Annotated in this window: 21 protein-coding genes and 1 pseudogene; 13 read left to right on the forward strand and 9 right to left on the reverse strand. The window is 66.9% G+C overall.

Annotated features, from left to right (window positions below; all coding sequences use genetic code 11):
• Positions 1–266: 266 nt before the first annotated feature.
• The 3 genes and pseudogenes from ABIS05_RS09990 to ABIS05_RS10000 all read left to right on the forward strand — a co-directional run.
• A pseudogene (locus ABIS05_RS09990) lies at positions 267–570 on the forward strand (IS701 family transposase); the annotation flags it as partial.
• Between the two features lie 754 nt (positions 571–1324).
• Complete coding sequence (locus tag ABIS05_RS09995; protein ID WP_348010093.1) at positions 1325–1912, forward strand: PEP-CTERM sorting domain-containing protein; 588 nt, start codon at positions 1325–1327, stop codon at positions 1910–1912.
• 58 nt (positions 1913–1970) lie between these two features.
• The gene (locus ABIS05_RS10000; RefSeq protein ID WP_348010094.1) at positions 1971–3209 is read left to right on the forward strand and encodes a cyanophycinase; all 1239 of its coding nucleotides are present in this window, start codon (positions 1971–1973) and stop codon (positions 3207–3209) included.
• Between the two features lie 48 nt (positions 3210–3257).
• Here ABIS05_RS10000 and ABIS05_RS10005 read toward each other — a convergent pair whose 3' ends face one another.
• Positions 3258–6110: a serine/threonine-protein kinase gene (locus tag ABIS05_RS10005; protein ID WP_348010095.1), complete on the reverse strand. Its 2853-nt coding sequence runs from the start codon at positions 6108–6110 to the stop codon at positions 3258–3260.
• A gap of 15 nt (positions 6111–6125) precedes the next feature.
• Positions 6126–6680 (reverse strand): ECF-type sigma factor, encoded by a 555-nt coding sequence (locus ABIS05_RS10010; protein WP_348010096.1) that lies wholly within the window; start codon positions 6678–6680, stop codon positions 6126–6128.
• A 569-nt stretch (positions 6681–7249) separates the two neighbouring features.
• Here ABIS05_RS10010 and ABIS05_RS10015 point away from each other — a divergent pair.
• Positions 7250–8020, forward strand: a complete 771-nt coding sequence (locus ABIS05_RS10015) for a PEP-CTERM sorting domain-containing protein (RefSeq protein ID WP_348010097.1) — start codon at positions 7250–7252, stop codon at positions 8018–8020.
• A gap of 394 nt (positions 8021–8414) precedes the next feature.
• Here ABIS05_RS10015 and ABIS05_RS10020 read toward each other — a convergent pair whose 3' ends face one another.
• Positions 8415–8978 carry a hypothetical protein gene (locus ABIS05_RS10020; RefSeq protein ID WP_348010098.1) on the reverse strand — a complete coding sequence of 188 codons (564 nt, stop codon included), beginning with the start codon at positions 8976–8978 and terminating at the stop codon, positions 8415–8417.
• 514 nt (positions 8979–9492) lie between these two features.
• Between ABIS05_RS10020 and ABIS05_RS28215 the strand changes: the two genes are divergently transcribed.
• Together ABIS05_RS28215 and ABIS05_RS10025 are read left to right on the forward strand one after the other, a co-directional pair.
• Positions 9493–9690 (forward strand): LacI family DNA-binding transcriptional regulator, encoded by a 198-nt coding sequence (locus tag ABIS05_RS28215; protein WP_407074836.1) that lies wholly within the window; start codon positions 9493–9495, stop codon positions 9688–9690.
• Between the two features lie 464 nt (positions 9691–10154).
• The gene (locus ABIS05_RS10025) at positions 10155–11576 is read left to right on the forward strand and encodes a dihydrolipoyl dehydrogenase (protein ID WP_348010099.1); all 1422 of its coding nucleotides are present in this window, start codon (positions 10155–10157) and stop codon (positions 11574–11576) included.
• A 5-nt stretch (positions 11577–11581) separates the two neighbouring features.
• Here ABIS05_RS10025 and ABIS05_RS10030 read toward each other — a convergent pair whose 3' ends face one another.
• Both ABIS05_RS10030 and ABIS05_RS10035 read right to left on the reverse strand, forming a co-directional pair.
• The gene (locus ABIS05_RS10030) at positions 11582–12061 is read right to left on the reverse strand and encodes a hypothetical protein (protein WP_348010100.1); all 480 of its coding nucleotides are present in this window, start codon (positions 12059–12061) and stop codon (positions 11582–11584) included.
• A 55-nt stretch (positions 12062–12116) separates the two neighbouring features.
• Positions 12117–12713, reverse strand: coding sequence for a DVUA0089 family protein (locus ABIS05_RS10035; protein WP_348063246.1), 597 nt, complete (start codon positions 12711–12713; stop codon positions 12117–12119).
• Positions 12714–12893: 180 nt separating this feature from the next.
• On the opposite strand from ABIS05_RS10035, the gene ABIS05_RS10040 reads away from it, so the two are divergent.
• Complete coding sequence (locus tag ABIS05_RS10040; protein ID WP_348010101.1) at positions 12894–15653, forward strand: serine/threonine-protein kinase; 2760 nt, start codon at positions 12894–12896, stop codon at positions 15651–15653.
• Positions 15654–15722: 69 nt separating this feature from the next.
• Positions 15723–16277 carry an ECF-type sigma factor gene (locus ABIS05_RS10045; protein WP_348010102.1) on the forward strand — a complete coding sequence of 185 codons (555 nt, stop codon included), beginning with the start codon at positions 15723–15725 and terminating at the stop codon, positions 16275–16277.
• Positions 16278–16296: 19 nt separating this feature from the next.
• Here the strand turns inward: ABIS05_RS10045 and ABIS05_RS10050 are convergent, their stop codons facing one another.
• Positions 16297–16851, reverse strand: a complete 555-nt coding sequence (locus ABIS05_RS10050; RefSeq protein ID WP_348010103.1) for an ECF-type sigma factor — start codon at positions 16849–16851, stop codon at positions 16297–16299.
• Between the two features lie 66 nt (positions 16852–16917).
• Positions 16918–17721, reverse strand: a complete 804-nt coding sequence (locus ABIS05_RS10055; protein WP_348063247.1) for a hypothetical protein — start codon at positions 17719–17721, stop codon at positions 16918–16920.
• A gap of 273 nt (positions 17722–17994) precedes the next feature.
• On the opposite strand from ABIS05_RS10055, the gene ABIS05_RS10060 reads away from it, so the two are divergent.
• Positions 17995–18852 carry a c-type cytochrome gene (locus tag ABIS05_RS10060; protein ID WP_348010105.1) on the forward strand — a complete coding sequence of 286 codons (858 nt, stop codon included), beginning with the start codon at positions 17995–17997 and terminating at the stop codon, positions 18850–18852.
• A 99-nt stretch (positions 18853–18951) separates the two neighbouring features.
• The gene (locus ABIS05_RS10065; protein ID WP_348010106.1) at positions 18952–20418 is read left to right on the forward strand and encodes a CapA family protein; all 1467 of its coding nucleotides are present in this window, start codon (positions 18952–18954) and stop codon (positions 20416–20418) included.
• A gap of 56 nt (positions 20419–20474) precedes the next feature.
• Here ABIS05_RS10065 and ABIS05_RS10070 read toward each other — a convergent pair whose 3' ends face one another.
• Together ABIS05_RS10070 and ABIS05_RS10075 are read right to left on the reverse strand one after the other, a co-directional pair.
• On the reverse strand, positions 20475–20687 hold the full coding sequence (locus ABIS05_RS10070; RefSeq protein WP_348010107.1) for a PEP-CTERM sorting domain-containing protein: 213 nt from the start codon (positions 20685–20687) through the stop codon (positions 20475–20477).
• 516 nt (positions 20688–21203) lie between these two features.
• Complete coding sequence (locus tag ABIS05_RS10075; protein WP_348010108.1) at positions 21204–22142, reverse strand: PEP-CTERM sorting domain-containing protein; 939 nt, start codon at positions 22140–22142, stop codon at positions 21204–21206.
• A gap of 261 nt (positions 22143–22403) precedes the next feature.
• Between ABIS05_RS10075 and ABIS05_RS10080 the strand changes: the two genes are divergently transcribed.
• The 3 genes from ABIS05_RS10080 to xth all read left to right on the forward strand — a co-directional run bounded on the left by ABIS05_RS10080 (position 22404) and on the right by xth (position 26856).
• On the forward strand, positions 22404–24548 hold the full coding sequence (locus ABIS05_RS10080; protein WP_348010109.1) for a di-heme oxidoredictase family protein: 2145 nt from the start codon (positions 22404–22406) through the stop codon (positions 24546–24548).
• Positions 24545–25969, forward strand: coding sequence for a putative sulfate exporter family transporter (locus tag ABIS05_RS10085; RefSeq protein WP_348010110.1), 1425 nt, complete (start codon positions 24545–24547; stop codon positions 25967–25969). Before ABIS05_RS10080 ends, ABIS05_RS10085 begins: the two co-directional genes overlap by 4 nt.
• Before the next feature lie 116 nt (positions 25970–26085).
• Positions 26086–26856, forward strand: coding sequence for an exodeoxyribonuclease III (gene xth / locus ABIS05_RS10090; protein WP_348010111.1), 771 nt, complete (start codon positions 26086–26088; stop codon positions 26854–26856).
• Positions 26857–26995 lie beyond the last annotated feature (139 nt).

The raw sequence follows: 26995 nt of genomic DNA on the forward strand, positions 1-26995 counted from the left end.
GCGTGACGCCCGAGGCACCGTTCGCCGATAGGCCCATCCAGGCCAGGGTGCGCACGGTGGACCGCGTGCTCGACGCAGCGGCCGGCACCTTCGGCATCGTGGCCGAGTTCGACAACGCCAAGGGCGAGCTGCCGGCGGGGTTGCGCTGCAAGGTCAGACTCTGAGGCGCGCCCATTGATTTGTCCGTCCTGTGAACGCAGTCAGCCCCGCATGTCATCAGTATTCTGACTTGCGACACTCCAAAGGTGCGGCCAGGCAAGACATGTTGGACAGGCCGGGGCTGGCGCGGCTTCCACCACCACGCCAGCCTGAGCATCGCGGCCGACGGCTTCCTGATGGCGCAGCAGCTCCGGCACCCCGATGGTGCCGGCAAAAAAAAACGCTGCACGATGCCAAGAACCTGCCCTACCCACGCATTACAAGCCTCGCGGCAGCCCAGCGCACGCAGCGCCACGTCCCATCGTCCATCACGAGCTTGCGGCTGCGTATCGCCGCAGCCTTACTCAGAACGCTTCCTCGGTGCCCGTGCTGCCTGCGCGCAAACGCAAGGCTTCGCTTGTGACACAGTAAGACTAGCGGCCACACAAGCCGGACTGACTGCTACTCACAACGAGCGCGACTTGGCCTTCCTGTCATCGGCCGCAAGCAGCTTCAAGACCGGCTTCAACTCGTGCTGGGCAGTGTGGTGCGCCCCGTTCGTAGCGTTGGCACGTCACCTGAGGGCTGTGATGTCTAGGGCTCGGGGCTAAAACGCCGGGCGGAATCGCTCGGCCAAGTCGGAACTTGTTGCAACGGGCGGGGCCAGTCGGTACATGTTGCGAAAGAACCAGTGCACAAAAGACCCCGTCTCGGGTGTCAAGGCATTGATTTCAAAAGAACTTTCCCCGCCAAACAACGGGGAGAGTGTTGACGGACAGCTCATAGCTAGCAGTTCGTCGCGGCAATCGCCCTGTGCCTGCCGGGGCCAACCGTCCGGACGTTGCATGGAAATCCAGGCGTCCCAATCGACCTCTTGGAATGTGGCAAGCAGTCTGCTGCTTTGCCGTCGCCGTACAGATTAAGCAGGCGCAGCACGCAACTGCACCAGCCCCGGCATGTCGAGGCCGAGTGTGATCAGGCCCATGCCGCCAGCTGGCATCAGCCGATGCCGGGTGCCCCGTACGAGATTCAGCCGCGCAGCCGGACAAGGCGTTTTAGGGAGCGTGCTTGCGGTCTTTGGCATGTAGATTTCGGCACCCCGGCGAACGGCGGCCAGTCATTGCGACAGGACGCCTCCGTCTGGCCGAAGAACGCCATTGTTTCAACTGTCTGCAGGGATGGACCTATGAAGATCAAAGCCATGTTGGCGCGCGCCTTGCCGATTGCCGTGCTCGCCTGTGCTGCAGTGCATGTCGGCATTGCACAAGCGAGTCCAACGAATGTGACCGTGGACGTTTCCGGCATTGCCGATATGGACGAGAGAGGCGCTGAAAGCAACATCGTCCGAGAGCTGTTCGTCGGCGCGGGAGCGTCTATCGAGAGCCTGAAGTGGGATATCAATCTCACCAGCCATGACCCGAGCTATCTGTCAGAGATGCAATTGACCTTCAGCGATACGTTGGGCAATGGCGTCACGTTCACGCCGGGCGGCGGAGACGACTTCGAGGGCACCAGCAGCTACGCCGGATTCCAGGACTTGCTGGTGCTCGGCCAGAACTTCCTGCTCGGCGACGACGGTCTGTTGCGCTTGGAGTTCCACGATTTCTACAAGGACTTGGCCTTCGACGAACCTGACGGCACGTGGAACTTCGGCACGGTCACTTTCGGTGTTTCAACGGTGCCGGAGCCGCAGACTGTTGCATTGGTGCTGGGCGGGTTGCTGTCGATGCTGAGCGTCGCCAAGCGACGCGCATCGACGCCGCCAAGTGCCTGACGAGCGCCTCAAGCCCCGCTACGCCCCTTCCAAATTGCGAGTTCTCCGAGGACCACCCATGTCGTCATGCTCCTTCCTTCATGCTGCCTTGCGTCTTTGCCACCGTACGGCTGGCGCAGCAGCAATTGCCCTCGCGTCCTGCGTTGTTGCAACCCCTGCATTCGCGGAGGCCATCTTCGAAGTCGCCAAACCCGTACCGTTGTATTCCTATTACGCGGAGGGTGATGTCAACGCCGCGGTCACCGCGCCCGCATCCCGTCCCGCGCCCTCATTCGTGCTGATGGGCGGCGGACCGGACGTGGATGGCGCCTTTCGATGGCTGATTCAGCGTTCGGGCATCACGCGGGGAAGCGGCGGGCGCTTCGTCGTGATTCGGGCGAGTGGCACCGACGCATACAACCCCTATATCTTCTACAGCGACGAAACGCTGTCGACCTCTGACAAGGTGGCGGACCAGTGGGTCGGCGGTGCTTCTCTGGGCCTGACTTCGGTTGAAACGCTCGTGATTCCCAGCGTGAAGGCGGCCAACAGCGCAGCCGTCAACGCCATCGTCGCCAAGGCGGATGTGGTCTTCATTGCCGGTGGCGACCAAAGCCATTACATCCGGTTCTGGAAAGGGACGGCGCTGGAGCAGACGCTGAAGGCCTTGATGCAAAGGAACGTCCCCGTCGGGGGCACGAGCGCGGGCCTGGCGGTGCTCGGGCAGTTCGACTACTCCGCGCTTTACTACTCGGCCACTTCTGAGAAGGCGATGCTCGATCCCTATTACAAGGACATCACTTTCGACCCCTCTCCCTTGAGCCTGAGTGGCGGCTTCATTGCACCGCCAGCCTTGGAGAGCCTCATCTTCGACTCGCACTTCGACAGCCGCGATCGCATGGGCCGCCTGGTGACCTTCATCTCGCGGATCGTCGCGCCCACCAGCGCTTCGGGCGGCACCTATGGATGCAGCGGCGGTGTGCTCCCTGCGTCTTCCAGTGGCCAAAAGACGGCGCGCGGCATCGGCATCGACGTCGAAACGGCCCTGTTGGTGCAAGGCAATGGTGATGGCCATCCGGTCACTGCGACTCGCGTCACCAACCCGTCGACGACGACGGAAAGCGCGGTCTATTTTGTCCGCCCCTCGGTCCCGCCGACCATCTGCAAGCCGCAGACGCCCCTGTCGATTGCGACGGTGGAGGTGAGGAAGCTGGCGGACTCCAAGACCGTTTTCAACCTGACCGAATGGACAGGCATTCCGCCGTACAGGTACGTCGATGTGAACTCCGGGCAGTTGTCCCCGCCTGACTGGTATTAGCCGCTCGCCGATCCACCAGAGATTCGATAGGCGCGTTTCAGGGGCACATCACAGATCCGCGAGTTGGCGAGCCTGCGCGAGTCGAGGGCTGCGAGGGTGCTGACCGGTGAGGTCGGCCAGCGCCGCACGTGCGGCCGACACCGCCTCCGCGCGGTGGCCCAGGGCGCTCAAGACCTCCGCCCGGCGCAAGCTGGATTCCGCGCGCTCCACCGGCGTGGGGAAAAGGGCCAGCTTCGCGGTCTCTGCAGATGCAAGTGCTCGTTCCGCCTCGGCCCTATTTCCCAGGCGGGCGGCGGCCAGCGCGGCGAATTCGGCGGCAACTCGATAAGCACGTCCGGTAGCTGCGTGCTCGGTACTGAGAATTGCCATTAGAGCGCGTGCAGTACCGAGTGCGGCGGCAGGCTCGGCCGCAGCCAACTCCAACTTGGCCTGAATCTCAAGCGTGCGTATCCAGATCAGCGTCGCGCGCACGGGCTGCGCAAGGCTCTTGCGATAGTTCAGCATGGCTTCCAGCGCCTCTCGCGGGCGGCCTGCCAGGTCGAGTGCCAACAAGGGCCAGAAGGTGGTCAGGTCGTTGTCGCCCAAAGCCGCTGGTGCCAGCAGCGCGTTCGCGTCGCGAGAGAAGACTTCGGCGACCGACTCGCTGTCGCCCGACAGCCAGGCGCTTTCGAGGCGTTGCTCGCGGATGAGTCGCACCATCGAAGCCGTCACGCCCCCTGCAGTACCGGCCATTTGGTGCTCTTGTTCTGCGAGAAAGGCGTCGCTGCGTGCGTAGTCACCTTGGCGGGAGATCGCATCGGCGACCGCCGCCTTGGCACGCAACGTGTTCCGGTTGGCGAGGCCGAAACTGGTGGTGAAGCCTTGCAGCGCAGCGCTCGCCGCTGCTTCCGCTTCCGGCGCACGGCCGTTGGCCTGCAGCGCGTACCCCAGAGACCGTAGCGCAGGGGCTCTTTCGATCTGGCCGAGCTCGGCAGCCTTTGCCACGCCCGCCTGCGCGAGTTGCGCATACTTCAAGGCCCGGGCGTCGTCCCATCCAAGCAAGAACTGCGAAAGCTGCTTCAGGTTCTCGAAACGGACCGGCTCGTGGGGCAGCGAGCGAGCCAGTGTCTCCTCGTTGCGCATGAAGACCGCCTCGGCCTCTGCGCGCTTCCCCTGAATTCTCAGGATGCTCCCCAGGCCCGTTGCGACGGTCGCCCGAGCAGCTTCTGTGTTCGGGTCTCGGGTGTCCGGAGCCCATTCGACTCCGGCTCGGCGCACAGCTTCGCATTCGTCCCAGCGCCGCAGTCGGAACAAGGCGGCCCCGAGCATGCGATGGGCCTCGATGACCTTGTACGGGGCGGCGTTCTGCGCTTTGAGGCTTTCGATCAACTGCCGCGCCACCGGCACCACGCTCTCGAACTCTTCGGTGTGGTCGAGCTGAAGCACGACGGCGAAGAGCTGCGCTGCGCGCTCGATGGGCCGGTCTTTCAGACGCGGGGCCATGGCATCCAGTTTCTGCCGCAGGGCGAGCGTGACGGCATGCGGGCGGGCCAGTGAGTCCGGCGCTTCTTCCGTCGCGACCGACAACTGCATCATGGTCTCCACATAGAGTTCGCGTACGGCGCTGGCACCGTCCAACTCAGCGCGGCCCAAACGCTGTTCCTCCCGCGCGATCCGCGCCTGCCACAGCGATATCGCGGCGCCGACGACGATGGCACTTGCCAGCGCTGAAGTCATCACCACCGCCGTCCCGTGGCGGCGCACGAACTTTGAGGCTCGATAGCGCCAGCTGTCAGGCCTAGCCAAGACCGGCTCCCCACGCAGGTAACGCTGCAGGTCCTGGGCGAACGATTCCATGCTGGCGTACCGTTGCGCCGTCGACTTCTTGAGCCCGCGATTCAGGATGGCGTCCAGATCGCCGCGCAGGGCTTTGCGTGCGTCGGGCGTCGTAGCCGCATCGCTCGCCAACCGCGGCTCGTCGGTCGCGATGGCCTCTTCGATCTCGGCAGGAGTGCCGCGCTTCAATCGGTAGGGCCGCGCACCCGCCAGTAGCTCGTAAGCGACGACAGCCATGCTGTACACGTCGCTGGCCGTGCCGAGCGGCTCGCCGCGGATCTGCTCCGGGCTCGCGTAGTCCAGTGTCAGGGCCCGGCCGCCGAGTTCGGTCAGCGCTGTCTCGCGCGTGCGATCGCCTTCCAGCAGCTTGGCAATGCCGAAGTCCAGCAGCTTCACCTGCCCGTCTGGGGTGACGAGGATGTTGCCGGGCTTCAGGTCGCGATGCACGACCAGACGCGCATGGGCATGCGAGACGGCCGCCATCACCTGCAGCAGGAGCTCGATGCGTTCCCGCACGCTGGCCGAATGCTCGCGGCAATAGGCGTCGATGGACCGGCCTTCCACGTACTCCATCGCCAGGAAGGGGCGCCCCTGGGCATCCACCCCCGCGTCGTACAGCCGTGCAATGTGCTGATGCTCCAGCGTCGCCAGGATTTCGCGTTCGCGCCCGAGGCGCTCGGCGAAGGCATCGCCCCAGACCACACGCGGCAGCTTCAGCGCCACGCGGCGCTTCATCAAGCCATCGGAGCGTTCGGCAAGCCAAACCGTGCCCATGCCGCCGCGCCCGATCTCTGAGATCAGCCGGTAGGTGCCGACCTGCCCGCCTGGGCCGAGACCGTCTGCCGGCGGCTCCATCACTTCGATGTTGAGCCTGGGCAACTGGCCGAGAAAGTCGTCGGTCTCGATGCCGTGCCGATGCTTGAGCAACAAGCGCAGCGAATCGCGGTACAGCGCGTGCTCACCCGCCAGGCTGTCGAGCCAGGTCGTGTGCTCGGCAGTCGGCAGCTTGAGCGCTTCGTCAAGCAGCGCGCTGATCGCCGGCCAATCGGCTTCGAACGTGGAGAGGGGTGTTACGGCGTCACTCACGCGGCGCCCACATCTTCAGTTGCGCAGCGCGTGGGCCAGCAGCAGCCGCGCCTTGTCCCAGTCGCGGCGCACCGTGCGCGACGACAGGCCCAGCGCCTCGGCGATCTCCTCGTCGTCCAGGCCGCCGAAGTAACGCATCTCGACCACTCGCCCCAGCCGTTCGTCGATGCGGCTGAGGTCTTCCAGCGCGGCGTGAACATCCAGGATCTCGTCGGATGCGGCGGGCAGTGAGCCGACAAGCTCGGAATCGAGCGTGACCTGCTCGACGTCGCCACCGCGGCGGTCCGTCTTTGCAACGCGTGCGGCGTCCACGATGATTGAGCGCATCACCGTGGCCGCGTAGGCCAGGAAGTGCGAGCGATCTGCCGGCGTCAGACTCTGCCCCTTGAGGAACTTGAGGTAGCACTCGTTGCCCAGTGCGGTCGTTTCCATCAGCCCGTCGCGAGAGCCGCGCGCCAGGCGCCGGCGGGCGACCTGCCTGAGTTCGGGATAGAGCAACTCGAAGATCCGGTCGAAGGCTCCGCGGTCGCCGGCCCGAGCCGCGCCAATCAGTAGCGTCACTTCCCCCATGCCGTCGTTCCGCCCAAATGAAACTTTCGAGCGGCGATGGTAACGAGCACACCGAGCGGGCTGGCCTGCCGAGTCCCCCTAAGTTGAGCAAGGATTGCTTCATTTCGTCACTCGGGCTGGCGTCGCAGACGCCCGCCACCCCCTCGTCATCCGCGAGCTTGCGGTCAGCATGGCCTTGAGCAGCGAATCCATCGTGTTCCTCATCGACGACGCGGGACATTGCGCGGTCATGTCGAGGTGAACGAGATCGGCTGTCACGGACGGACGTGGCGTTTGGGCGGCCTGTGCAAGACCTCTCGGCACCGGCAACAAAGTGCAATGCCGATGTCCAGCGCTCGCGCCGAAACTCGTTCGTTGGAGTAGCGGGTTCTGCGGTCTGAGGCTCGTGCTGTCGTCGGCAGCGATAGGCGCTGTTCGAGATCGCAAAGCGGCCAAGTAGGCCCCTCGTCCTGCAGGTGATCGCCCGGACGTCGCCGCTCAAGTACGACCCAGTAGATCCGGAGGTGCCGGCATGCGCCTGTCCGGATTCCAGCAAAGAAACCGTTCAGTAAATCAAGGGATGCAACAACATGACAAATCGCCGATGGCTGACAGCCTTCGTTCACACCTTCCCGCTGCTTGCATCGGTGGTAGCAACACCGAACGCGCAGGCAACGGTCACGGTCATTCAGGCCGGAGCCGACACGCATACGCAAGCGGGCATCGACGCGCCTGATACGGTCAGCTACGGTCCAAGCGATCGCTCCTTCGACATCTCTTTGGATCCGTATGTGGTGTCGAAATCCGATTCCCGCATCGATCACGGCATGACGACCGCCATCGCCTCTGCCGGCAGCGCCGTGCAGTTCAACGGCCCTGACAACGCAGACTTCTTTGTCCGCAGTTCGGTGAACGCAGATGCTGGCGTTGGTGCGTTCCAGTTCCCGGCGCATGGGTCCGCGAGCGGCAGCGCGTTCTACGACTTCTCGGTCAGCACCGAATCCACACTGTCGTTCACCTTCGCGGCTTACCCGTCGGGCCTGACGCCTTCGACGAACAGCTACGTCGCGCTGAATCTGTTCAGCGCCGACACGCACACCTATCTCAGGCAAGGGCTGGTCACGGGGCTGCAGACGCTGTCCTACATCGTGCCTGCCGGCAACTACGGCGTCACGCTCACTGCCTTTGCGGAAGGGACCATTCCCGCGCACCTTACCGCCAACGCCCAGGCGGTGAGCGGCGCAACCGCCAACCTGTCACTGTCGATCTCGGCAGTGCCTGAGCCGGCCACGGGAGCATTGATGCTGTTCGGCCTCTGCGCGGTAGGCGAAGTCCGTCGGCAGCGGCTCAAGCACCGCTAAGGCGACGCTGATGAAGTCCCCGCGATGCAGCGTGCCCTGGTTTGGGATGGACCGCTTGGCTACGGCAAGACGGAATCGAGCATCCAGCGGTCTCTACGGCACGTCACTGCGGGCTGCGCCACGATCATGATCGCGCACTGACGCGACCGCTCGCAGCGCCGCAAGGTGCCACCGAGCGGCTTCGCCGTGTCGGTGCCATCGCCTGGAAAAAATCGATAGATATCGTCGCCGCTGGCCGGTCCAGACTATCGTTACCAACGCCCTGCCCTGCAGGACGTCGAGGCTGCGACCTGAGTATCTGCAACCCTCGTTTGCCTGTACTTCGAGACGGCTTTTGTGCCGCGTCAGTCATGCGCGCCGGATTTCCAAAGCAGCCGTGATCGGCCGCGACATATCAGGCCCGCGAACGCCGATCCTGCAGCAGGGCCCACAACCCGGCTGCGCTCAAGCAAAGCGTGCGAACCAGGTGCGACATCTGCAACTGCTGAAAGGAAGCTTCGGTGAAGCCATGGTCATGCATGTCGCCCTGCGCCCCTGCGGCCCACGGCGTCGAAGCGACGGACAGCAGCCAAAGCGTCGCGATGCCCCAAAGCGCTGGGCGCGAAAGCTTCCCCGGTGCCGTCCACAGCGCGAGCGCGGCAACCAGTGCACCGGCACCGTAAGGCAGAACCACCACGGCCAGTCGGGATGTGTACCCGCGGGCGAACGCCAAGAACGCTGCGTCGCCGACCGCTGCCATGTCCACGTGGATCCTGTAGACGTTGAAATACAGGAGCCAACAGACGCCTACGTTTATCCAGACCAGGGCGAGATGCAGGCTCTGCAACCGATCAACAACGCGACCCTTGACGAGGGCCGGTAGTGGTTTGCGCGCAATCCCGGCCATGACGGCTGCTCCCACGTAGAGCAGCACCGCAGCGGCGAGCATTGCGAGAAAAAACATGAAGTAAACAGGCATTGCGATTCCCCTTGGGGTGGAATGACATGGGCTACCGCAACGCAAGGCGGTGGATGTTATTTGCAGGGCGGGCTTGCGAGGCAGTCAACTGCAGCCACCGAACCTGTGAGTTGAGGCCGTCCTGCTTTGGTCCGGCGGCGGCCAGCTGGCCTATTTTCAGTGTCCCAGCACGCACGGGAGCAGCCTCCTTTCAACGTCGACATGATGGCGACGCGTTTTCAATTCGTGGTGCCCAAGCCCGCGACCATCAGCAACTAGCTTGACGGTTCCAGCGCCAGCACCGGCATGGCGCCTGCGAGCGTCACCGGCAAGCCGACGGCGCCGGTGGCGTCGAAGACCTCATAGAGATGTACGAAGTGACAAGCCGTTGCCGGACACACCGTTGAGGGAACACTCGCGACGCGCACCTTGACCGTGGCTGGGCCGTGCACTGGGCGGCGTCGCCTTAGGGAGGCGAGTGCTACAGCGCCTTGCCCTCGGGCTGTGGTGTTTCACCCTGTCGCTTAGATCCGCTGTGCCCCCAACTCGCACAAAAAACTCCACCGCCCCCGCCCCGCAGGGCAGCCGCCTTAGTAATGCGCCGACTCTTGCCGATGTCGCCCGCGAAGCAGGGGTCTCCGGCATGGCGGCCTCGAGCGCACTGAACGGCGGTCGACGCGGTTCGGCGCGCGTTTCTGCCGAAACACGGGAACGCGTGCCGGCCCGTGGCTGATCAGTTGGGCTACCGACCGAATGCCACTGCACGAGCGCTCGCGAATCGGCGCACCAATGCGGTAGGCGTCGTCACCAACTTTCTGGGAGACGAGCCGAACCTCTACTTCCTAGAGTTGTTCAGTGGCGTCATCCAGGGCGCCACGGCAGGCGGACAGACACCAATGTGCCGACGCATGCCTGACCCGCGCTGGCGCCGAGCCCCGCGATCGAGACTCGTCGCAACTAAAGATGGGCGGGGCAGGCGGCGAGCGTCGGCACGCTGGTTCAATTCGGCATTGGCATCAACAAGCCAGTGCCGTACTTTTCCACTGGCTACGATCAGCGCAATTTCCCGCACCGTGGCAATCTCGAACGTCGGGCCGCTGCTCGTGGCTTCAATTCGCTGATTTCAAATGCTTTTTCCTGGGCGTGAACGGGCTGACTTTTGACGGACAGCTACGCCCAAGCTCCACCGGATTCACCATGACCCTCCACTACGACGTGGCCATCATCGGCGCCGGCACGGCCGGTATGGCGGCATACCGGGCAGCGCGCGTGCACACCGAGCGCGTGCTGCTGATCGAGGCAGCCCACTACGGCACGACGTGCGCGCGCGTCGGCTGCATGCCGAGCAAGCTGCTCATCGCTGCGGGCGATGCTGCGCAGGCTGTGCGCGACGCCCATCGCTTTGGCGTGCAAGCCGAGGCGCCGCGCATTGACGGCCGCGCGGTCATGCAGCGCGTGCGCAGCGAGCGCGACCGCTTTGTCGGCTTCGTGCTCGACACGGTCCAAGGCTGGCCGGAACCCACGCGCTTGATGGGCCGCGCCCGCTTCATCAACGCCGGCATGCTCGATGTCGATGGCCAGCGCGTCACGGCCGGGTCGGTCGTCATCGCGACCGGCTCGCGGCCGCGCGTCCCTGCCGGCTGGCGTGAGCGCCTGGGCGCCAAGCTGTTTGTCAACGATGACGTCTTCGACTGGACCGATCTGCCGCTGTCACTGGCCGTCGTCGGCGCCGGCGTCATCGGCCTGGAGCTGGCCCAGGCGCTGCATCACCTCGGCGTGCGCGTGCGCCTGTTCTCGCGCAGCGACCGCGTCGGGCCGCTGACCGATCCGGAACTGCAGCCGCTGGCTCAGCGTCTGTTCGCCCAAGCCATGCCGCTGACGCTGAACGCCGCCGCGCTCGACCCGGTGCTGGATGGAGAGCAGGTTCTCCTCGGTGGCGAGCGTTTCGACGCCCTGCTCTGCACCGCCGGCCGCGAACCCAACCTCGACGGCCTCGGCTTGGAAGCGTTGAACCTGCCGCGCGATGCTGCCGGCCACCCCAGCCTGGACCGCCACACCGGCCAGTGGGGCGACATGCCGCTGTTCATTGCCGGCGACGCGACGAATGACCGCCCGCTGCTGCACGAAGCCGCCGACGCCGGCCGCATTGCCGGCGACAACGCGGCGCGCTGGCCCGATGTGCACCGCCGGCCGCGCCGCGCGCCGCTGGCCGTCGTCTTCAGCGACCCGCAGATCGCCATCGCCGGCGCCAGCCATGGCGAGCTGACTGCCGAGGGCGTCGCCTTCGGCACCGGCCGCGTCAGCTTTGCCGACCAGGGCCGCAGCCGCGTCATGCTCGTCAACCGCGGCGGCCTGCATGTCTATGCCGAGCGCGGCAGCGGCCGGCTACTGGGTGCCGAGATGATCGGCCCGGCTGCCGAACATCTCGGCCATCTGCTGGCCTGGAGCGTGCAGCGCGGCGACACGGTGCAGCAGATGCTGAACTGCCCCTTCTATCACCCGGTCGTCGAGGAAGGCCTGCGCACGGCGCTGCGGCAGCTGCACAACGACCAGCACCTGCCCGATCCGCCCCTCGAGAATGGCCTGGACTGCGACACCTCTGCCGAGGTCGGCAACTGAGCCCTCTAGTTGAGAAAGCCGTTGAGCGTCATCTGCGTGTTGGCTTCGGACGAATCCACCACCAGGCAGATCAATCCTTCCCAGGATTCGAGCACGAGCGGAGTCGGGTACGGTATGTGCAGCATCGTGGCACTCTGCACATAGAAGGTCGAAATCCTTGTCTGGGGTGCAAAAGGGTCATAGCGGCAGTCCGCGCCAAGTGATTTGATTTGCCGGAGGCTGACGCGCGCAGAGCCACTGCCCTCGTGCGTGAAGCTGATGCTACTGATGCCCAGAACGCCGGTTGATGCACCAGGCCCGAATCCGACGCCTCCGAAGTGGGGCACGGCCATCGTGATCCGATAAGGCTTGCTCGGCGCCACCGTCTCCACGTAGGCAGCCCTGACGCCTGCGGCATTTGCAGCCGGCGGCATCGAAGCGGCCAAAAACGCGACGGTGGCGCAGAGAACCGCGCTGGTCTTGGTCAATGACGAGATTGCACGCATGAATCGTTTCTCCTGAATGGATGGAATGGAAAGCGCTGGTCGCCCAACCGGGCCGCTACTGCCGCGTCATCAAGCGGCGCTGCCAGGCGGACACGGCGGCCAAGCCCAGCGCCAACAGCGCCCAAGTGGCGGGTTCTGGAACGGGGTTGGAAGAGACGTTCAACGAATAGCGCGCATTGCCAAGGAAGCCGCTGCCGCCCAGGCCTGTGAAGCCGTCAGCAAGCGTTCCGCTCCCTGAGTTTTCGGCAAACGACAGGTTGGCGAATGTGCCCATGGCGAGCTGGTACGCCCCGGGCGCGAGGGCCGCAGAAATGGCGAAATCTCCGCCGGTCGAGAACGCCTGGTCGTAGTTGGACAGCAGAAACGTCGCCGCACCGCCGGTGCCTTTGAAAAGCGAGAAGTAAGGATCAGCGCCGCCCGCTTCGAAACCCGTGCTTGCGAAGTTGACCGTGCCGAGCGCTGCGACAGTGAAGGAATACAGCGCGACGTTGTTCGCCACGTCACCCGCATCGCCGAACGCGGCCGCGCCGAGATCGGCGCCGACGAGTGCAGGGTTGGCTGGATCATCGAAGCGCCCGCTGAAGGTCTGCGCCGGTGCCGCAGCCACCAGCAAATACAGGGCCATAGCGGTGACTGCCTTGCTTGGATTCATTGGATCTCCCTGGGCGTGTTCCGCCCGTCAGTGATGAACTTGCGCAATGACTGGGGGGGCGGTGTCGCCGCCCCTTGTTCTCTGTGACGAGAGCCAAGAGCCAATGCGGCCACGAGCGCAAAAAAATATCCGCTGGACATCCCGGATCGGGCCGTGCGACGCTCGTCTTCAATGACCAACATGAAGTCGCTCGCGAATGAATGGCCCGCCATCAACCAGCGGTTGGACGAAGCCCTGGCGCTCGCTCCAGACCAGCGCGAGATCTGGTTGGAGTCGATCATCGAGACCGCCACCGTCAAGGACATGCTGCGTCGCCTGTTGCACGCGGCGCCCGGCATCGAGACCAGCGACTTCCTCCAAGCCCTGCCGAAGCTGACGCCGGCGCCGGCCGAGATGACGCCGCTGAACCCGGTGGACGCTGCCTTCGCCGGCGCAGTGATCGGCCCGTACCGGTTGCTCCGCGAGCTGGGTGTCGGCGGCATGGGCGAGGTGTGGCTGGCCGAGCGGGTGGACGGTGGCCTGAAGCGCCGGGTCGCCCTCAAGCTGCCACGCCTGAGCTGGTCGAGCGGCCTGGCCGAGCGGATGAGCCGCGAGCGCGACATTCTTGCGAGCCTCGACCATCCGAACATCGCACGCATCCATGACGCCGGCCTGGATGAACACGGCCGCCCCTACCTTGCGCTCGAATACGTCGAAGGCGAGGCCATCGACGTGCATTGCAAGAAGCACGCGCTGTCGGTGCCGGGCCGTTTGATGCTGGTGCTGCAAGTGGCACGCGCGGTTGCGCACGCGCATGCGCGGCTCGTCGTGCACCGCGACCTCAAGCCCGCCAACATTCTCGTCACCGCTGAAGGCCAGGTTCGCCTGCTCGACTTCGGCATCGCCAAGCTGATGGAAGGCGAGCTGACCCGAGAGACGCAGCTCACGCGGCAAAGCGGCCGGGCCTTGACGCTGGACTACGCGAGCCCGGAGCAGATCCGTGGCGAGCCGATTGGCACGGCGAGCGACGTCTACAGCCTGGGCGTTGTCGCCTACGAATTGCTGACCGACGCGAAGCCCTACCAGTTGAAGCGAGCGAGTGCCGCTGCGCTCGAGGAGGCAATCGCCTCGGTCGATGTGCGCCAGGCCAGCGCCGCCGCGACCAGCCCGGGTGCCCGGTCCGCGTTGAAGGGCGATCTCGACGCCATTCTCAACAAGGCGCTGCAGAAGAACGTCGCCGAACGCTACCCGACCGTCGACGCGCTGGCCGACGACATTGAGCGCTATCTGGGCGGCAAGCCGGTTCTGGCGCGCCCCGATTCGCTCTGGTACCGCAGCGACCGCTGGGTTCGCCGACACAAGGTCGAGACCGCCGTTGCCGTCGCGCTGGTGGTGGCCGCGCTGGGTGGCGCCTATGCGCAGGTGCTGGTGCTGCTGGCGCTGGGCGGCGGCGCCATCGCTGCGTTCTGGCAGCGCAACCGGGCATTGGCGCAGGCCGAGCGGGCACGCGCGGCCCTCGCCCGCGCCGAGCAGGTGAAGGGCTTCATCGCATCGATCTTCACGCAGGCCGTGCCACGCGCCGGCCGCGGCGGTGCCGTCACCGCAGCCGATCTGCTGCAGGCTGCGGCGCGGCGCGTCGAGACCGATCTTGCGGCGCAACCCGAGGTGGCCGCCGAGCTGGGCGTCCTGATCGGTGCCAGCTTCATCAAGCTCGGCGAAGCGCGGGCCGGCCTGGAGTGGTTGCCCAAGGTGGTGGCGCATTGCACGCGGGTGCTCGGCCCCACCCACCCGCTGAGTCTGCAAAGCCGCATGCAGTTGGCCGTGGCGGCCAACACGGTGGGCGATCTGTCGGTGTCGGAGCCCTTGCTGCCGCCGCTGGTGCGAGACCTGCGCAATCTGCAGCCGCCCCAGCCAGCGCTCTTGGTCGCCGTATTGGAGAGCCAGGCTTTCGTGCATACCAAGCGCGGGCGCGAGAAAGAAGCAATGGAGGCGCTGAACGACGCCGTCGAGATCGCGGTGCACAGCTTCGGCGAGGCGAGCGAAGGCGCGCTGGCGTCGCGCGTGGCCCTGTCCAACACCTTCGCGCACTTTCGCCGCAATGCCGAGGCGCTAATTGCCATCACCCCCGCACTCGCGCCGGCGCGGGCGGCCTACGGCGCAAGCCGCCCGCACCCGATGTTGGTGACGGTCGAGCTGAACCACGCCAGCGCGCTCGCGCGCAACGACCGCCCGCGCGAGGCCGCGGCCATGCTGCGCCAGGTGCTGGCCGACCAGCGTGCGCTCGAGGTCGACGAGACGATTCGCGTGCGCGTCGCCATGTGCTTCCTCGGGACCGCGCTGTTGCTGGGTGGCCATCTCGCTGAAGCCGATGCGCTGCTGGTGCAAGCCGACGCGCTGCATGAACGCCTGACCGGCGGCGCCAACAGCGAGGCGATGGGGATGCTGGGCTGGCGCGGGCTCGTCGCCGCGCTGCGCGGCGAAGGCCAAGGGGCGCTGCAGCACATCGCGCGTGCCGACGAGATGGCGCTGCAATGGGGCGAGGCTGAGGTGATTGCGCTGGAGCGCGCATCGGTGCGCGTGCTGGCGCAGGCGACCGCCGGGGCGAGCGCGCAGGCGCTGGCCGGGGCCGATGCGCTGGACGGCGCTCTGCCGCGGCTGCCAGGGACAAGCAAGGTGCGCCTGCTGCGTGCCCGCGCCATGGCCCTGCGCCATGCCGGCTCAGCGGCGAACGCCGTGGCAGCCGCTGAACAAGCGCTAGAAGCCGCCGCGCAGGGCGGCTGTTGGGCACTCGAGCATGGGTTGGCGCTGGCCGAGGCCGCGCGCTGCCACCTCGCCGCCGGGGCGACTGCCGAGGCCGAGCGGCTGCTTCGTGCCGCGCTGTCGGTCTGGGAGGCTGGCCAGGTCGACGGGATCGAGCTGCTTCAGCCGGCGCAGCTCGAGCTCAAGTCTCTTCGAACCTGACCTTGAGGGTTCGACAGCCCTTGGGGCGCACGGCCACGGCCCCAGGCCGCCGAGCGGCTATCGTTCGGCATGGACGACATCACGGCGTTGCTGCATTCAGCGAAGGAAGGCGACGCCAAGGCCATCGCCGGCCTGTTCCAGGCGCTCTACCCCGACTTGCGGCGCATCGCCAGAAAGCGGCTGTCGATCGACGAGCGTGGCACCTTGCTCGACACCACGGCGCTGGTGCACGAGTGCTACATGAAGTTTGCCCGGGCCCAGCGCCTGAGCGTTGATGATCGGAACCACTTCATGGCCTACGCGGCGACTGCGATGCGCTCGATCGTGGTCGATTTCGCCCGCGCACGCCTGACCGAACGGCGCGGCGGCCACGCGCAGCATGAGACGCTGAACAGCACGCTGATCGGCAGCATTCCCGGCGGCGAAGCCGAGGTGCTCGCCGTGCACGAGGCGCTCGACGACCTCGCGACGTTCGACCCACGCCTGGCACGCGTGGTCGAGATGCGGTACTTTGGTGGCTTGGCCGACGCCGAGATCGCCGATGCGCTTGGCGTCGGCCTGCGCACCGTGCGCCGCGATTGGGAGAAGGCGCGCCTGATCCTCTCGGCCACCTTGCGCGGCTGACCCGTCGAATCAACATCGTTCAGGCGCGCAGTGCGTGCGCCAGCAGAAGGCGCGCCTTGTCCCAATCGCGCCGCACCGTTCGGTCGGAAATGTTCAGAGCCTCGCCGATTTCCACATCGCTCAGACCGCCGAAATAGCGCAGCTCAACCACCTGCGCCAGCCGGGCGTCAACCTGTGCCAGGTCGCGCAGCGCAGCGTCCACGTCGAGGATTTCGCCAGCCGGGTCGGGCAGCCGGTCGACCAGGGTGGTATCGAGCGGAACGGCGTCCACACCACCGCCGCGTCGTTCGGTATGAGCGGCGCGGGCGGCGTCGACAATGATCGAGCGCATCACCGAGGCCGCGTAGGCCAGAAAATGCGCGCGGTCGACCGGGCGCAGGCCCGCGACGCGCGACAGCTTCAGATAGCACTCGTTGACCAGCGCCGTCGTGCCAACTGCCTCGTCGCGGGAGTGCCGCCCAAGCCGACGGTGGGCCGCTGCGCGCAGCTCCGGATACAGCACTTCGAAGAGCCGGTCGAAGGCGGACCGGTCACCGTCGCGGGCCTGTTCGATCAGAAGGGTGATGTCGCCCATGCACGTCCGGTCTGTGACGCGCGGCCAGGGCCACGCAATTCACAAATGATATCGGCCGACAGACGGTCAGGCTCGCTGGGCGGCACGGCTCGACGGCGGTGCGGCCGCGCGCGCAGGGCCGTACGCCGCAGCGGCCGCTGCGATGCTGGCAACCATGGCGAGCAACAGCGCCCAGCCGGCTCCCCAGGCTGGCGCGGCCAAGGCGAATGCCGCGCCGAACAGCACCCGTCCGAAGAGCCCGCTGGTGTAGGCATGAAGGAATTCACCCGCCGCTGCGGGCCCATGGCGCATGTGCTCGACCACCGCCACCGTGCCGCAGACCACTGGGAGCGACGCCAGCAGGCCGGCCACCACTGGCCCCCAGTGCGCGCCCAGGCTGGCGGCCAGCATGCTGAGCAGGACCGAGGCCACCACGGTCAGCGTGATCTCGCCGAGACCGCCACCCGGCGCCGCGCGAACGACGCGTGCGGCGCCGCAGGCGGCCGGCAGCAGCAGCTTGCCTAGGGCGACGCCTGCGACAGCTGCGAGGACGGCCGGCGCCAGTTGATTGCCGATGGCCAGGGTCAGCGAGGCCAGCCCCGCAGCCGCAGCCAGGCTGCAGCCCAGCGCCCCGGCCGGGCCGAGCTTGCGCGAAGCCCTTGCGTAGCCAAGCGCGAAGCCCGCCTGCATCACGCAACCGGCCACGGTGGCCACAGCGGCCGCAGCGGCGAATGTGGGCCCCTGGTCATGCGCCAGCCACACAAGGGCGGGTGCGGTCACCGTCGGGAAGGCGGCCACGAGCCCCGCCAGACGTCGGTGCGCGCGCCGCGCCGTGATGATCACCAAGGCCACCGAGACCGCAGTACCTACAGCCTTCCACCAGATATCCATCGTGCCCGCCACCCATCTGCCGGGCACTCGCGGCACCCCTTGCTCACTCGCACGAGCTGCAGGCCACGATGCGGACAGCGATCGGGCACCGCCCCCAAAGGCTAGGGGTGCCACCCGCTGCATCGCGCACCGATCTGCGCCAAGGCTCGACGCATCGATGCCCGTGCATGTCCGTTTTGCCGTGAAGAACTCGTGCACAGGACAACGGCTGCTCAAACCTCGCCTTTGTCGCTGCACAAAGGGAGAGCCTCGGCTGAACAAAGGAGCGATGAGATGCGATTCTTGCGATGGTTCGGCGTGGCGCTCGGCAGCGTCGCGGCATTGGCGCTGGTGGCCGGCATCGTGGTCTACGGAGCTTCTGAGCACCTGCTGAGGCAGACCACCGCGACGCAGGCCGTCGCAATAGACATTCCGACGGACGCGGCCTCCATCCCCGAAGGCCAGCGCTTGTCGATGATTCACGGTTGCATCGGTTGCCACGGCGCTTCGGCCAAGGGGAACTCGCTGTTCGACGAACCGCTCATCGCCACGATCCTGGCACCGGACCTCCCCTATTCGGTGAGGCACTACAGCACGAGCGACATCGTCACCGCGATTCGGCATGGTGTTCGCCCGGACACCAAGAGAACGATGATGGTGATGCCGTCGCAGGCCTTCGCACCGCTGACCGACGTGGACCTCGGCCGGATCCTCGCCTACCTGAAAAGCGTGCCCGGCCCCCAAGGCATCGAAGGCAGCGTATCGGTCGGCCCCGTGGGCCGCCTGGGCCTGCTGGCCGGCAAGTTCAAGACATCGCTGCAACTCGTGGAACAGGCGCTCCCGCCGCCGGAAGCCGCCGATGCCGAATCGGCCACGGGGCGCTACCTTGCCAGGACGTCCTGCGCCCAGTGCCATGGCGCGGACCTCGGCGGCGCCGAGCACCCCGAGGGCATCGCACCGAACATGCGCGTCGTCGCTGCCTATTCGCCCGAGGCGTTCTCGCGCCTGATGCGAACGGGCATCGGTTTGGGCGACCGCAAATTGGGCGTCATGACGGGTTGGGCCAAGTCGTACTTCGCGAGCCTCACCGATGCCGAGGTGCAGGCGCTGTACCGCTACCTGCACGCCATGCCAGAGCCCGTGCGGCATTGACGGCACCCGCCGGGGCGGCGGCGTGTCCAGGATTCAGGCAGAACTTCGTTCATTGAGGCAGCACCTGCCGCACATTGCGGCGCCCCAGTGGATCAGCCAATGCCGAGTCTTGCTTCCTTTGCGCCGCGCGCCGCGCGCACCGCCCTTCTCCTCGGCCTCGGCTTCGCATCAGCGGCCGCTTGCGCAGGGCCGGCCGGCACCGAGTTGCTGTGCGGCATGCGCAGCGGCGATGCCACTTCCACGTTGCGCGTCGCAGCGGGCACCGACCCGCTTGCCGCAGCGTCCGTCGAAGTGGGCGAGGGCTTCGAAGTGCGAGCGGTCGCGCTTCACGACACGGTGCGTGCCGATCAGGTTGCAAGGGTTGTGATCACGGTGCTGGACCGTGTGGCTGCCGGTCGCCGGGTCGTGCTCTCGCAGAGCCGTCTGTCGGCCGTGGGCCGCGAAATCCTCGACCAGCAAGCCGCGTGGCGGCCGAACTTGTCGGGTTGGGCGCGCGTCTACTCACCGGCGCTCGGGCGAGAGTTGGCCTGGGGCTGCGCCTTGGTTGAAAAGGGCTCGTCGCCGGCTGGCTGGGACCGCGTGGATGCGACGAACGAGGCCGAGCAGGTGTTGGCGGAGCAGCCCAGGCCCTTCAGGGCCAGCGGGAGCACAGCCGGCGTGCGCATCGCCTGGATGGGCGATGTCATGCTGGCCGACGGGCCGGGCCGGACCATCGCCCGCGGGCGCGACCCGTTTGCAGCCGTCATGAGTGCCATGAAGGGCGCCGATCTGCGCATCGCCAACCTGGAATGCGTCATCGCGACCGGTGGCAAGCCCGTCGCCAAGCCCTGGACCTTCCGGGCCGATCCGCGCGTGCTGAGCGTGCTGCGCAAACACGTCGACGTCGTCTCGCTCGCCAACAACCACTCGGGCGACTTCGGGCCAGCGGCTTTCGCCCAGATGCTCGGGCGGCTCGACCAGACAGGCCTGCCCTACTTCGGCGGCGGCACCAACCTGCGGGCAGCGCACCGGCCCGCCATCGTCGAGCGGCAAGGCGTGCGCATCGCCTTGCTCGGGTACAACGAGATGTTCCCGCGTCAATTCGAAGCCGGCCCGGCCAGCCCCGGCATTGCCTGGGCCGACGAGGAGCAGATCGTTGCCGACATCCGCGCCGCACGTACCCAGGCCGATGTGGTCATCCCCTACATGCATTGGGGCCAGGAGCACAGTGAGAGCGCGCATGCCCGCCAGCGCGCGCTGGCCCGGCTGATGATCGGCGCGGGCGCGGGCGCGGGCGCAGACGCGGTCGTCGGCACCCACCCGCATGTTCGCCAGGACATCGAGGTGATCGACGGCAAGCCGGTGATCTACAGCCTTGGCAACTTCGTCTTCGACGGATTCGATGACGCGGACAACAACACCGGCTCCCTGCTGTGGATGACGGTCACGTCGAGCGGTGTCAAGGACTGGCACCTGGAGCCAGTGCACATCGATTCGTCGGGTTCCCCGCTGATCGACCCCAAGGACGCGGCGCGGTCAACCCGGCAGATTGCAGCCGACCGACCCCAGCAGTCGCTGGCCCCATAGTCGAGGCGGTACGGCACTCGTCCCGGCGCGGAGGGCGTGTTGGGTGGGCTGCCTGTTCAGGCGGCGTCGTTCTCGGCGTGCCGCTGTGATCGGCGGCGGCCTGCACGCATTGCGCCCAGGGCCGCCAGGCCGATAACGAACAGCGCCGCCGGCTCGGGCTCCGGCACCGGCGTCGCGTTCACCGTCCAGCCGATCACGTCCATGGCCAGCAACTCGGCCGAGGTGATCCGCGACGCCATGACGCCTTTCGGGATATACGGTTCCATCACGCCGATGGAGTTGCTGGCAGATTTCCAATGGCTGGTTTCCGCGCCGTCGCCGTAGTACTGCCCTTGCGAAAGCTCCGGCCCCAGCGTCGCACCGCCGTCGATGGAGAAGTACTTGGGGCCGCGTGTCGGCGGTGAAGTCGATGGCGTGCGAGGCCGCGCTCAGGCTCGAATCACGAAACAGATCGAGCGAGGTGGCCAAGAAGTCGCTGCCCGTCACATCCTTCGGGTAGTGCTTCGCGTACCAGTCGAGCGAGCTGACATTGCTCACGAAACCCAGCGCGTGGCCGATTTCATGGGTGACGATGCCGACGAAGTCGTACTGATTGGCGTCGCGATTCGGACGGCCGAGCGAGGTGGGGCACGGGACGATCGGCCGGGCCATCGCGCCCGGATGCGCTTTCGCTCGCGCCGGACGATGAGGGCCGGGTGCCCGGGGTTGGCGCGCTGGGATGACTCGTGGGCGCCAATGCGGCATGAAGGGGCCGTTCCAGGCCGGAAGTCAGACGTTCTTAAGGTTCAAAAGCGGTCCGCAAGCGCGGGCTTCGAACCAGGGAGCGCGCGGCGGCGCCGCGCGGCGACTAGCAGTCCGAGGCCGCCCAGCATCAGGCCCCACGTCGCCGGCTCGGGCACGGCGCTGATCGAGTAGTTGTGCCCGCTGTCGGCCACCAGCGTGATGCCTGGCGTGATCGGATCGAGGAACATCCGCGCCGTGTGCGAGGCGTCGATGAAGGCGACGTTGCTGTCGCCCAGGTAGCTGTCGCCCCAGAAGCCCGAGGCCACGGTCGTGGTGACGCCCAATGTGCTACCGACATCGACGGCATCGCCCACCTTGCCGTTGAACGTGAGCGGAACGTGGCGCCAGGTGTCGAATTGCGTCGGAAGCCCCTCGAACCCGTTGGGCAGGTTCAGGAACAGGTCATAGGAACCCACTTGCCAGCCGAAGCCGAAATACCCGCCGCCGCCGCTGGAGCTGAAGTCCATGCTCACGACGGCCTGGTACTGCACGTCGGTGCCGATGGGCAGCGTGCTGCTGGTGATGACGAAGCGGTCGGAAAACGAGGTGCTGATCTGCGACGAGGCGCGAGTGCCGGTGAAGTTGGGCAGGCTGGGGTTGATCGGGTTGACGGCGGTGCTCGCGTTGCTGATGGTCAGCGCGCGCAGCAGGCCGGGCGAGGCATAGCCCATGGCGCTGGCTTGCGCCGTGCCGAGGATGCCTGCGGTGACGGACGCAGTGGACGATCCGCTCACGCTCACGCTCTTGCCGCCCTGGGCGTCGGTGGCGGAGGTGACGGTGGCCGGGTCCGCGCGCCAGCCGCCGGCGTTGCTCAGGCCGGTCGAGCCGCTGCCGGTGACGTCCCAGCGGGCGGCGTGGGCGATGCCGGCGTTCGCCAGCGTCAGCAGGGCGGCGAGCAGCGGCGCACGCGCAGCGACGAGGCAGGTGAGTGGGTTGGACATGGTTTCGCTCCGGTTTGGGGGTTGGCGGGTGAAATGGGACGTCACGGCAACGTCGCCTTCAGCACCCGCACGGGGTTCCTTTTCAGTCCGTTGCCAAAGAGAGTTACGAAAATTGCGTCTCCCGCCGGACACGGCGCATCGCCGCGCTCGCGAGATTGCTGATGCGGAATTAGGGGATCGGGAGCGCGGCTACCCTGGCATGTCCGGCTGAGGCCCTAAATCTCGTAACTCTCTTTGGCAACTGACTAAAGAGAGGATCCCGTGCGAAGTTCAACATCGGCCCGGCTATGGAGCCTGACCCTGGGGGCGCTGATCGGCGGCGGCTGGCTGGCCGCGGCTGCTGCGCAGGTGGCCCCTGTCGCACCGGACCGGGCGGCCCCGGTCGTACCCACCTGGCCCCTGCCCGCGCGGCTGGTGGCCACAGGCATGAAGCAGGCCTTCGGCATCCGCCAGGTCGGCCGCTTCCACAGTGGCGGGCCGCTCGTGTCGAACCCGGAGTTCCTGCTGCAGACGCAGGCCGGACGAGCGCTCGACCCCAGGCGCGTTCTGGTCGCTGTCGGGCAGAACTTCGGCGCGGCGCCTGGCAACCCGGCGCATGCCCAAGGCGCCATCCTGTCCATCGACGCCGATGCGGCGCCGCAGGGACGTGCCCTCGCCGTTCCTGCACTGCTGGCTCCAGGCCGGCCGGCCGAAGGCGGTGCCGTGCAGCTGTACAGCGTGCAATCGGCCGGCCAACTCAACCGGGCACACAACGCAGGAGCCCGCACGGCCGACTTCGCAGGCGTGTCGGGGCCACGCTACTTGTCGATGAACAACGGCTTCGGGCGCCCGTGGGTCGCGAACGCGCCTTTCGGGTTGCGCGGCGCCGGCAGCGAGAGCGTCCTCGACCCGGACGGCGCGCCGCTGGCCAACGCGCCCAGTGACAGTGCCGGCGGCGTCTTCGCGGGGGCGCTGAACCCGCGCACCAGCAGCCCCAAGGCCGTTCGTTCGGGATGGTTCGCCTCGCTGCTGAACCGCAAGGACAGCGGCCAGCTCACGCCGGGCTCGATCGAGAAAGGTGCGTTGGGAACCGCCTTCCTCGGCTCCTCGCCGGACGGCAGCGGCTTTGCCGTGTTCGCGGTCGTGGCGGGCAATGGCGCAGTGGCCCAGGTGCATGTGCAGGACGGCGTCGACGGTCTCGCACCGCCGGGCACCATCGATGTCGGCAGCGACGACCCGGGCGTCATCGGCATCACCTTCCAGTGGATACCTGATCGAGCCCTGTACCTGGCCGACGCACGGCGCGACCGGGTCGTCGTGCTTGAGCTCGGCGACGACTCGCGCCAGTTCAGGGTCAAGCGCAGCCGCTATCTCGCGTCGCCCTGGCTCAAGCGGCCCGTCGACCTCGCGCCCTGTGTTCCAGAGATCGCCAACCCCCGCTTTTCGAGCCACACGACGCTCGCGGGTGGCTCTGACCTGTACGTGGTCAACCGTGGCGACGGGTCCTTGCTGCGTCTTGCCCAGGACGGCAGCGTCGTCGCCCGGGCCGTGGTCGCCTGGCCGGATGGCCGCGAGGTTGGCGGTGACCGTCTGCGTTCCGTCGCCGTCTCGGCGGATGCGCAGCGCCTCTGGTTGATTGCCGAGCGGGACAGCCAGGGCGGCGGCAAGGAGAGTGCGCTGATCGAGGTGAGCGGTTTCGATGCCGCCGGTGCCTTTAGCGCACATGCCGCGCGTGCCGATGCTGGCGTCGCACGGGCCAGGCCTTCGGAGACGGCGGCGGAAGGCGCGCGCATCTTCGCCACGGCGTTCACACCCGCCACCGGGCTCGGAGATCGTTTCAACGCGGTCTCCTGCGTCGCCTGCCACCCGGGCCCCGGCGGCGCAAGTTCGCGCGATGAGCACTTCGCGCGCCGCATCGCGCGCATGGACGCCGTGAGCGGCCGGGTCCTCACCGCCGCTGGCGGGTCTGCCGAGATGGCGCCGCGTCATTCGATGGCCGCTGCGATCGTGCGGTCGGAGCCTTTGCCGCGGGGCGCCAACGTCGTTTCCCTGCGCATGCCCCTGGCGCTGGCTGCGGCCGGTCGGCTTGACGAGATCCCCGACGCGGTCATTGAAGCGCAGGCGGTCAGCAAGGGCGATGGCATCAAGGGCCGTGTGCACTACGTGACCAGCGCCGACGGCTCGCAGCGGGTCGGGCGGTATGGATGGAAGGCTGATCGGGCGCTGCTCGACGAGATCGTTGCCGAGGCCTTCGCCAACGAGATGGGGGTCAGCAGCGCACTGGCCGTGCATCCCGCCGCGACCGTGAGGGATGACGGCACCCTGGTGAGGGCGCTCTCGGCCTATCTTCGCGACTTCTCCGGAGGTGGATCCCGCAAGGGGCCTGCGCCCTCGCCTCGCCAAGCCAAGGTGGAGGCGTTGCCATGACCGCCCTGCTGCGCAAACCCGGCCTCGACCTGAACCTGCGCGGGCGGGCACCTGGCGTGCTCGTGGCCACAGCCCTCGCGCTTGCGGCGAGCTGGATCGCGGGCGGCCTGGGCGACCCGCTGGCACGCAATCCGGTGCTGGTGTCGATGCTGCTGGGGCTGCTGCTCGGTCAGGTGTTCGGCTGCCCGGCATCGCTTCGGCCGGGGCTGGACTTCACGAAGCGCTATCTGCTGCGCTGCGGCATCGTGTTTCTGGGGTTCCGCATCACCGTGGCGCTGCTGAGCGACCTCGGCATGGCCCCAATCGCCATCGCCGCGACCGAGCTGGTGGTGGTGCTGGTGCTGGTGCGCTGGGTGGCGATCCGGTGGCTGCGCCTCGATGACCAGCTGGCCCTGTTGATCGCCGTCGGCGCGGCGGTGTGCGGCGCCGCCGCAATCCTGTCGGTGGCCTCTCTGGCGAAAGACAGGGAGCGGCATGCCGGGGTGGCGATTGCCTTGATCACGCTCGCCGGCACCGTCGCATTGCTGCTTTATCCGGTCGGCTTTCTGGCCGGCTATCTACCCGGCCTGGACGAGCGCGGCTTCGGCATCGCGGTCGGCGCCAGCATCTTCGAGCAGGCGCAGGTGTACGGCGCCTCGTTCGCCGTGTCGGAAGGCGCGCTGAACGTCGCGACGCTGGTGAAGCTGAGCAAGGTCGTGATGCTCATCCCGCTGCTGCTGGTGCTGGGCCTCATCCAGCGCAGACAGCATGCGGGCGAGGCGCGCGGCCGCATTCCCGTGCCCTGGTTCGTGCTGGCCTTCCTGGCCGTGCTGCTGTTCAACTCGCTGGTGACGGTGCACCCGGTGGTGCGGGCCCTCATCCTCCAGGGCGACCAGTTCCTGTTCCTGATGGTGATGATCGCGCTCGGTCTCACCACGTCGCTGAAGCCGCTGCTGGGCGGCGGCGGCTTGAGGCTGATCGCTGCGGGCGGGTTTGCGCTGCTGTTGTCGGCAGGCGTCGCCTATTCGCTTGTGCGCATCAACCTCGGCAACAACACCGCCGCCGAGGCCACACCCTCGCGTGCGGCGCCGACGAACGTCGGGGCACGCCTGTTCAATGCCGTCGGCTGCGCCAAGTGCCACGTGCCGAGCCTGCGCGGCATTCACGGCGAGGTGCCGCTGTACTCGGACCTGCTGCTTCACGACATGGGCTCGGCGCTCGACGACAAGATTGCGCAGGGTCAGGCGACTGGCGCGGAATGGCGGACGACGCCGCTGATCGGCACGCGGCTTCGAGACCGCTATCTGCACGATGGCCGCGCCAACAGCCTGCGCGACGCGGTGCTGGAGCATGGCGGCGAAGCCGAGATCGTGCGCAGGCGCTTCTTCGAACTGGACGAAGACGAGCAGAAGGCTGTCTACACCTTCATCGCTTCCTTGTGATTGACGGCTTCGGGCGTGGCCTTGGACACCGGCCTCGTCAGCTTTTCCGACCCGCGCGGCGCCAGGTGCGCAACGAGCAGCACCTGCGGAGGTAGGAGCCTGAGTAGGATGTCGGCATGAAAAAGTTCGCCACATGGAACGTCAACTCCCTGGCTGTGCGCCTGCCACAGGTGTTGGACTGGCTGGCCGCCCACCCCGTCGATGCGCTGGTGCTGCAGGAAACCAAGCTCACCGACGACAAGTTCCCAACGATGGAGATCGGCGAGGCCGGCTACCAGGTGCAATGGTTCGGGCAGAAAACCTACAACGGCGTGGCGCTCATCAGCCGCGAGCGGGCGACCGATGTGGTCAAGAACATCACCGGTTTCGCCGATGAACAGGCGCGCGTCATCGCCGGCACGGTGGGCGGCGTGCGCGTCATCGGCGGCTACTTTCCCAACGGCCAGGCGCCGGACAGCGACAAGTTTGTCTACAAGATGAACTGGCTGACCGGCCTGCGCGGCTGGCTGGTTGAAGAGATGAAGCAGCACGAGCAACTCGTGCTGATGGGCGACTTCAACATCGCCCCCGAGGACCGCGACGTCTACAACCCCATCGCCTGGGCCGGCCAGATCCACTGCACGCCGCAGGAGCGCGAGCACTTCCAGCAGCTCATCGGCCTGGGGCTGACGGACGCCTTCCGCCTCTTCGAGCAAGCGCCCAAGAGCTGGAGCTGGTGGGACTACCGCAACCTGGCCTTCCGCAAGAACCAGGGCCTGCGCATCGACCACATCCTCGTCAGCGAGGCGTTGAAGGGCCGCGTAACGGCCTGCGAGATCGACAAGCTGCCGCGCAAGAACGAGCGGCCCAGCGACCACGCGCCGGTGATCGTGACGATCGACGGTTAGGGCGACGCTGAATAAGAGGTTATCCGTAAATAGTAAACTCTCGTCCCGAACCGCCATTCACGCGGTGGTTGGGTTAAGGCATGGCGACACGCAAGAGAGTTGAGTCGTGGGTGGTGACCGATGATTTCTGGCAACGCGT

Source organism: Roseateles sp. (genome assembly GCF_039929605.1).
Lineage (GTDB): Bacteria > Pseudomonadota > Gammaproteobacteria > Burkholderiales > Burkholderiaceae_C > Pelomonas.

Bases quoted from the DNA above. Each gene is read 5' to 3' on its own strand.
- ABIS05_RS09995 (WP_348010093.1), top strand. From the start codon at position 1,325: ATGAAGATCAAAGCCATGTTGGCGCGCGCCTTGCCGATTGCCGTGCTC.
- ABIS05_RS10000 (WP_348010094.1), top strand. From the start codon at position 1,971: ATGTCGTCATGCTCCTTCCTTCATGCTGCCTTGCGTCTTTGCCACCGT.
- ABIS05_RS10010 (WP_348010096.1), bottom strand. From the start codon at position 6,680: ATGGGGGAAGTGACGCTACTGATTGGCGCGGCTCGGGCCGGCGACCGC.
- ABIS05_RS10015 (WP_348010097.1), top strand. From the start codon at position 7,250: ATGACAAATCGCCGATGGCTGACAGCCTTCGTTCACACCTTCCCGCTG.
- ABIS05_RS10020 (WP_348010098.1), bottom strand. From the start codon at position 8,978: ATGCCTGTTTACTTCATGTTTTTTCTCGCAATGCTCGCCGCTGCGGTG.
- ABIS05_RS10025 (WP_348010099.1), top strand. From the start codon at position 10,155: ATGACCCTCCACTACGACGTGGCCATCATCGGCGCCGGCACGGCCGGT.
- ABIS05_RS10030 (WP_348010100.1), bottom strand. From the start codon at position 12,061: ATGCGTGCAATCTCGTCATTGACCAAGACCAGCGCGGTTCTCTGCGCC.
- ABIS05_RS10035 (WP_348063246.1), bottom strand. From the start codon at position 12,713: ATGAATCCAAGCAAGGCAGTCACCGCTATGGCCCTGTATTTGCTGGTG.
- ABIS05_RS10040 (WP_348010101.1), top strand. From the start codon at position 12,894: ATGAAGTCGCTCGCGAATGAATGGCCCGCCATCAACCAGCGGTTGGAC.
- ABIS05_RS10045 (WP_348010102.1), top strand. From the start codon at position 15,723: ATGGACGACATCACGGCGTTGCTGCATTCAGCGAAGGAAGGCGACGCC.
- ABIS05_RS10050 (WP_348010103.1), bottom strand. From the start codon at position 16,851: ATGGGCGACATCACCCTTCTGATCGAACAGGCCCGCGACGGTGACCGG.
- ABIS05_RS10055 (WP_348063247.1), bottom strand. From the start codon at position 17,721: ATGGATATCTGGTGGAAGGCTGTAGGTACTGCGGTCTCGGTGGCCTTG.
- ABIS05_RS10060 (WP_348010105.1), top strand. From the start codon at position 17,995: ATGCGATTCTTGCGATGGTTCGGCGTGGCGCTCGGCAGCGTCGCGGCA.
- ABIS05_RS10065 (WP_348010106.1), top strand. From the start codon at position 18,952: ATGCCGAGTCTTGCTTCCTTTGCGCCGCGCGCCGCGCGCACCGCCCTT.
- ABIS05_RS10075 (WP_348010108.1), bottom strand. From the start codon at position 22,142: ATGTCCAACCCACTCACCTGCCTCGTCGCTGCGCGTGCGCCGCTGCTC.
- ABIS05_RS10085 (WP_348010110.1), top strand. From the start codon at position 24,545: ATGACCGCCCTGCTGCGCAAACCCGGCCTCGACCTGAACCTGCGCGGG.
- xth (WP_348010111.1), top strand. From the start codon at position 26,086: ATGAAAAAGTTCGCCACATGGAACGTCAACTCCCTGGCTGTGCGCCTG.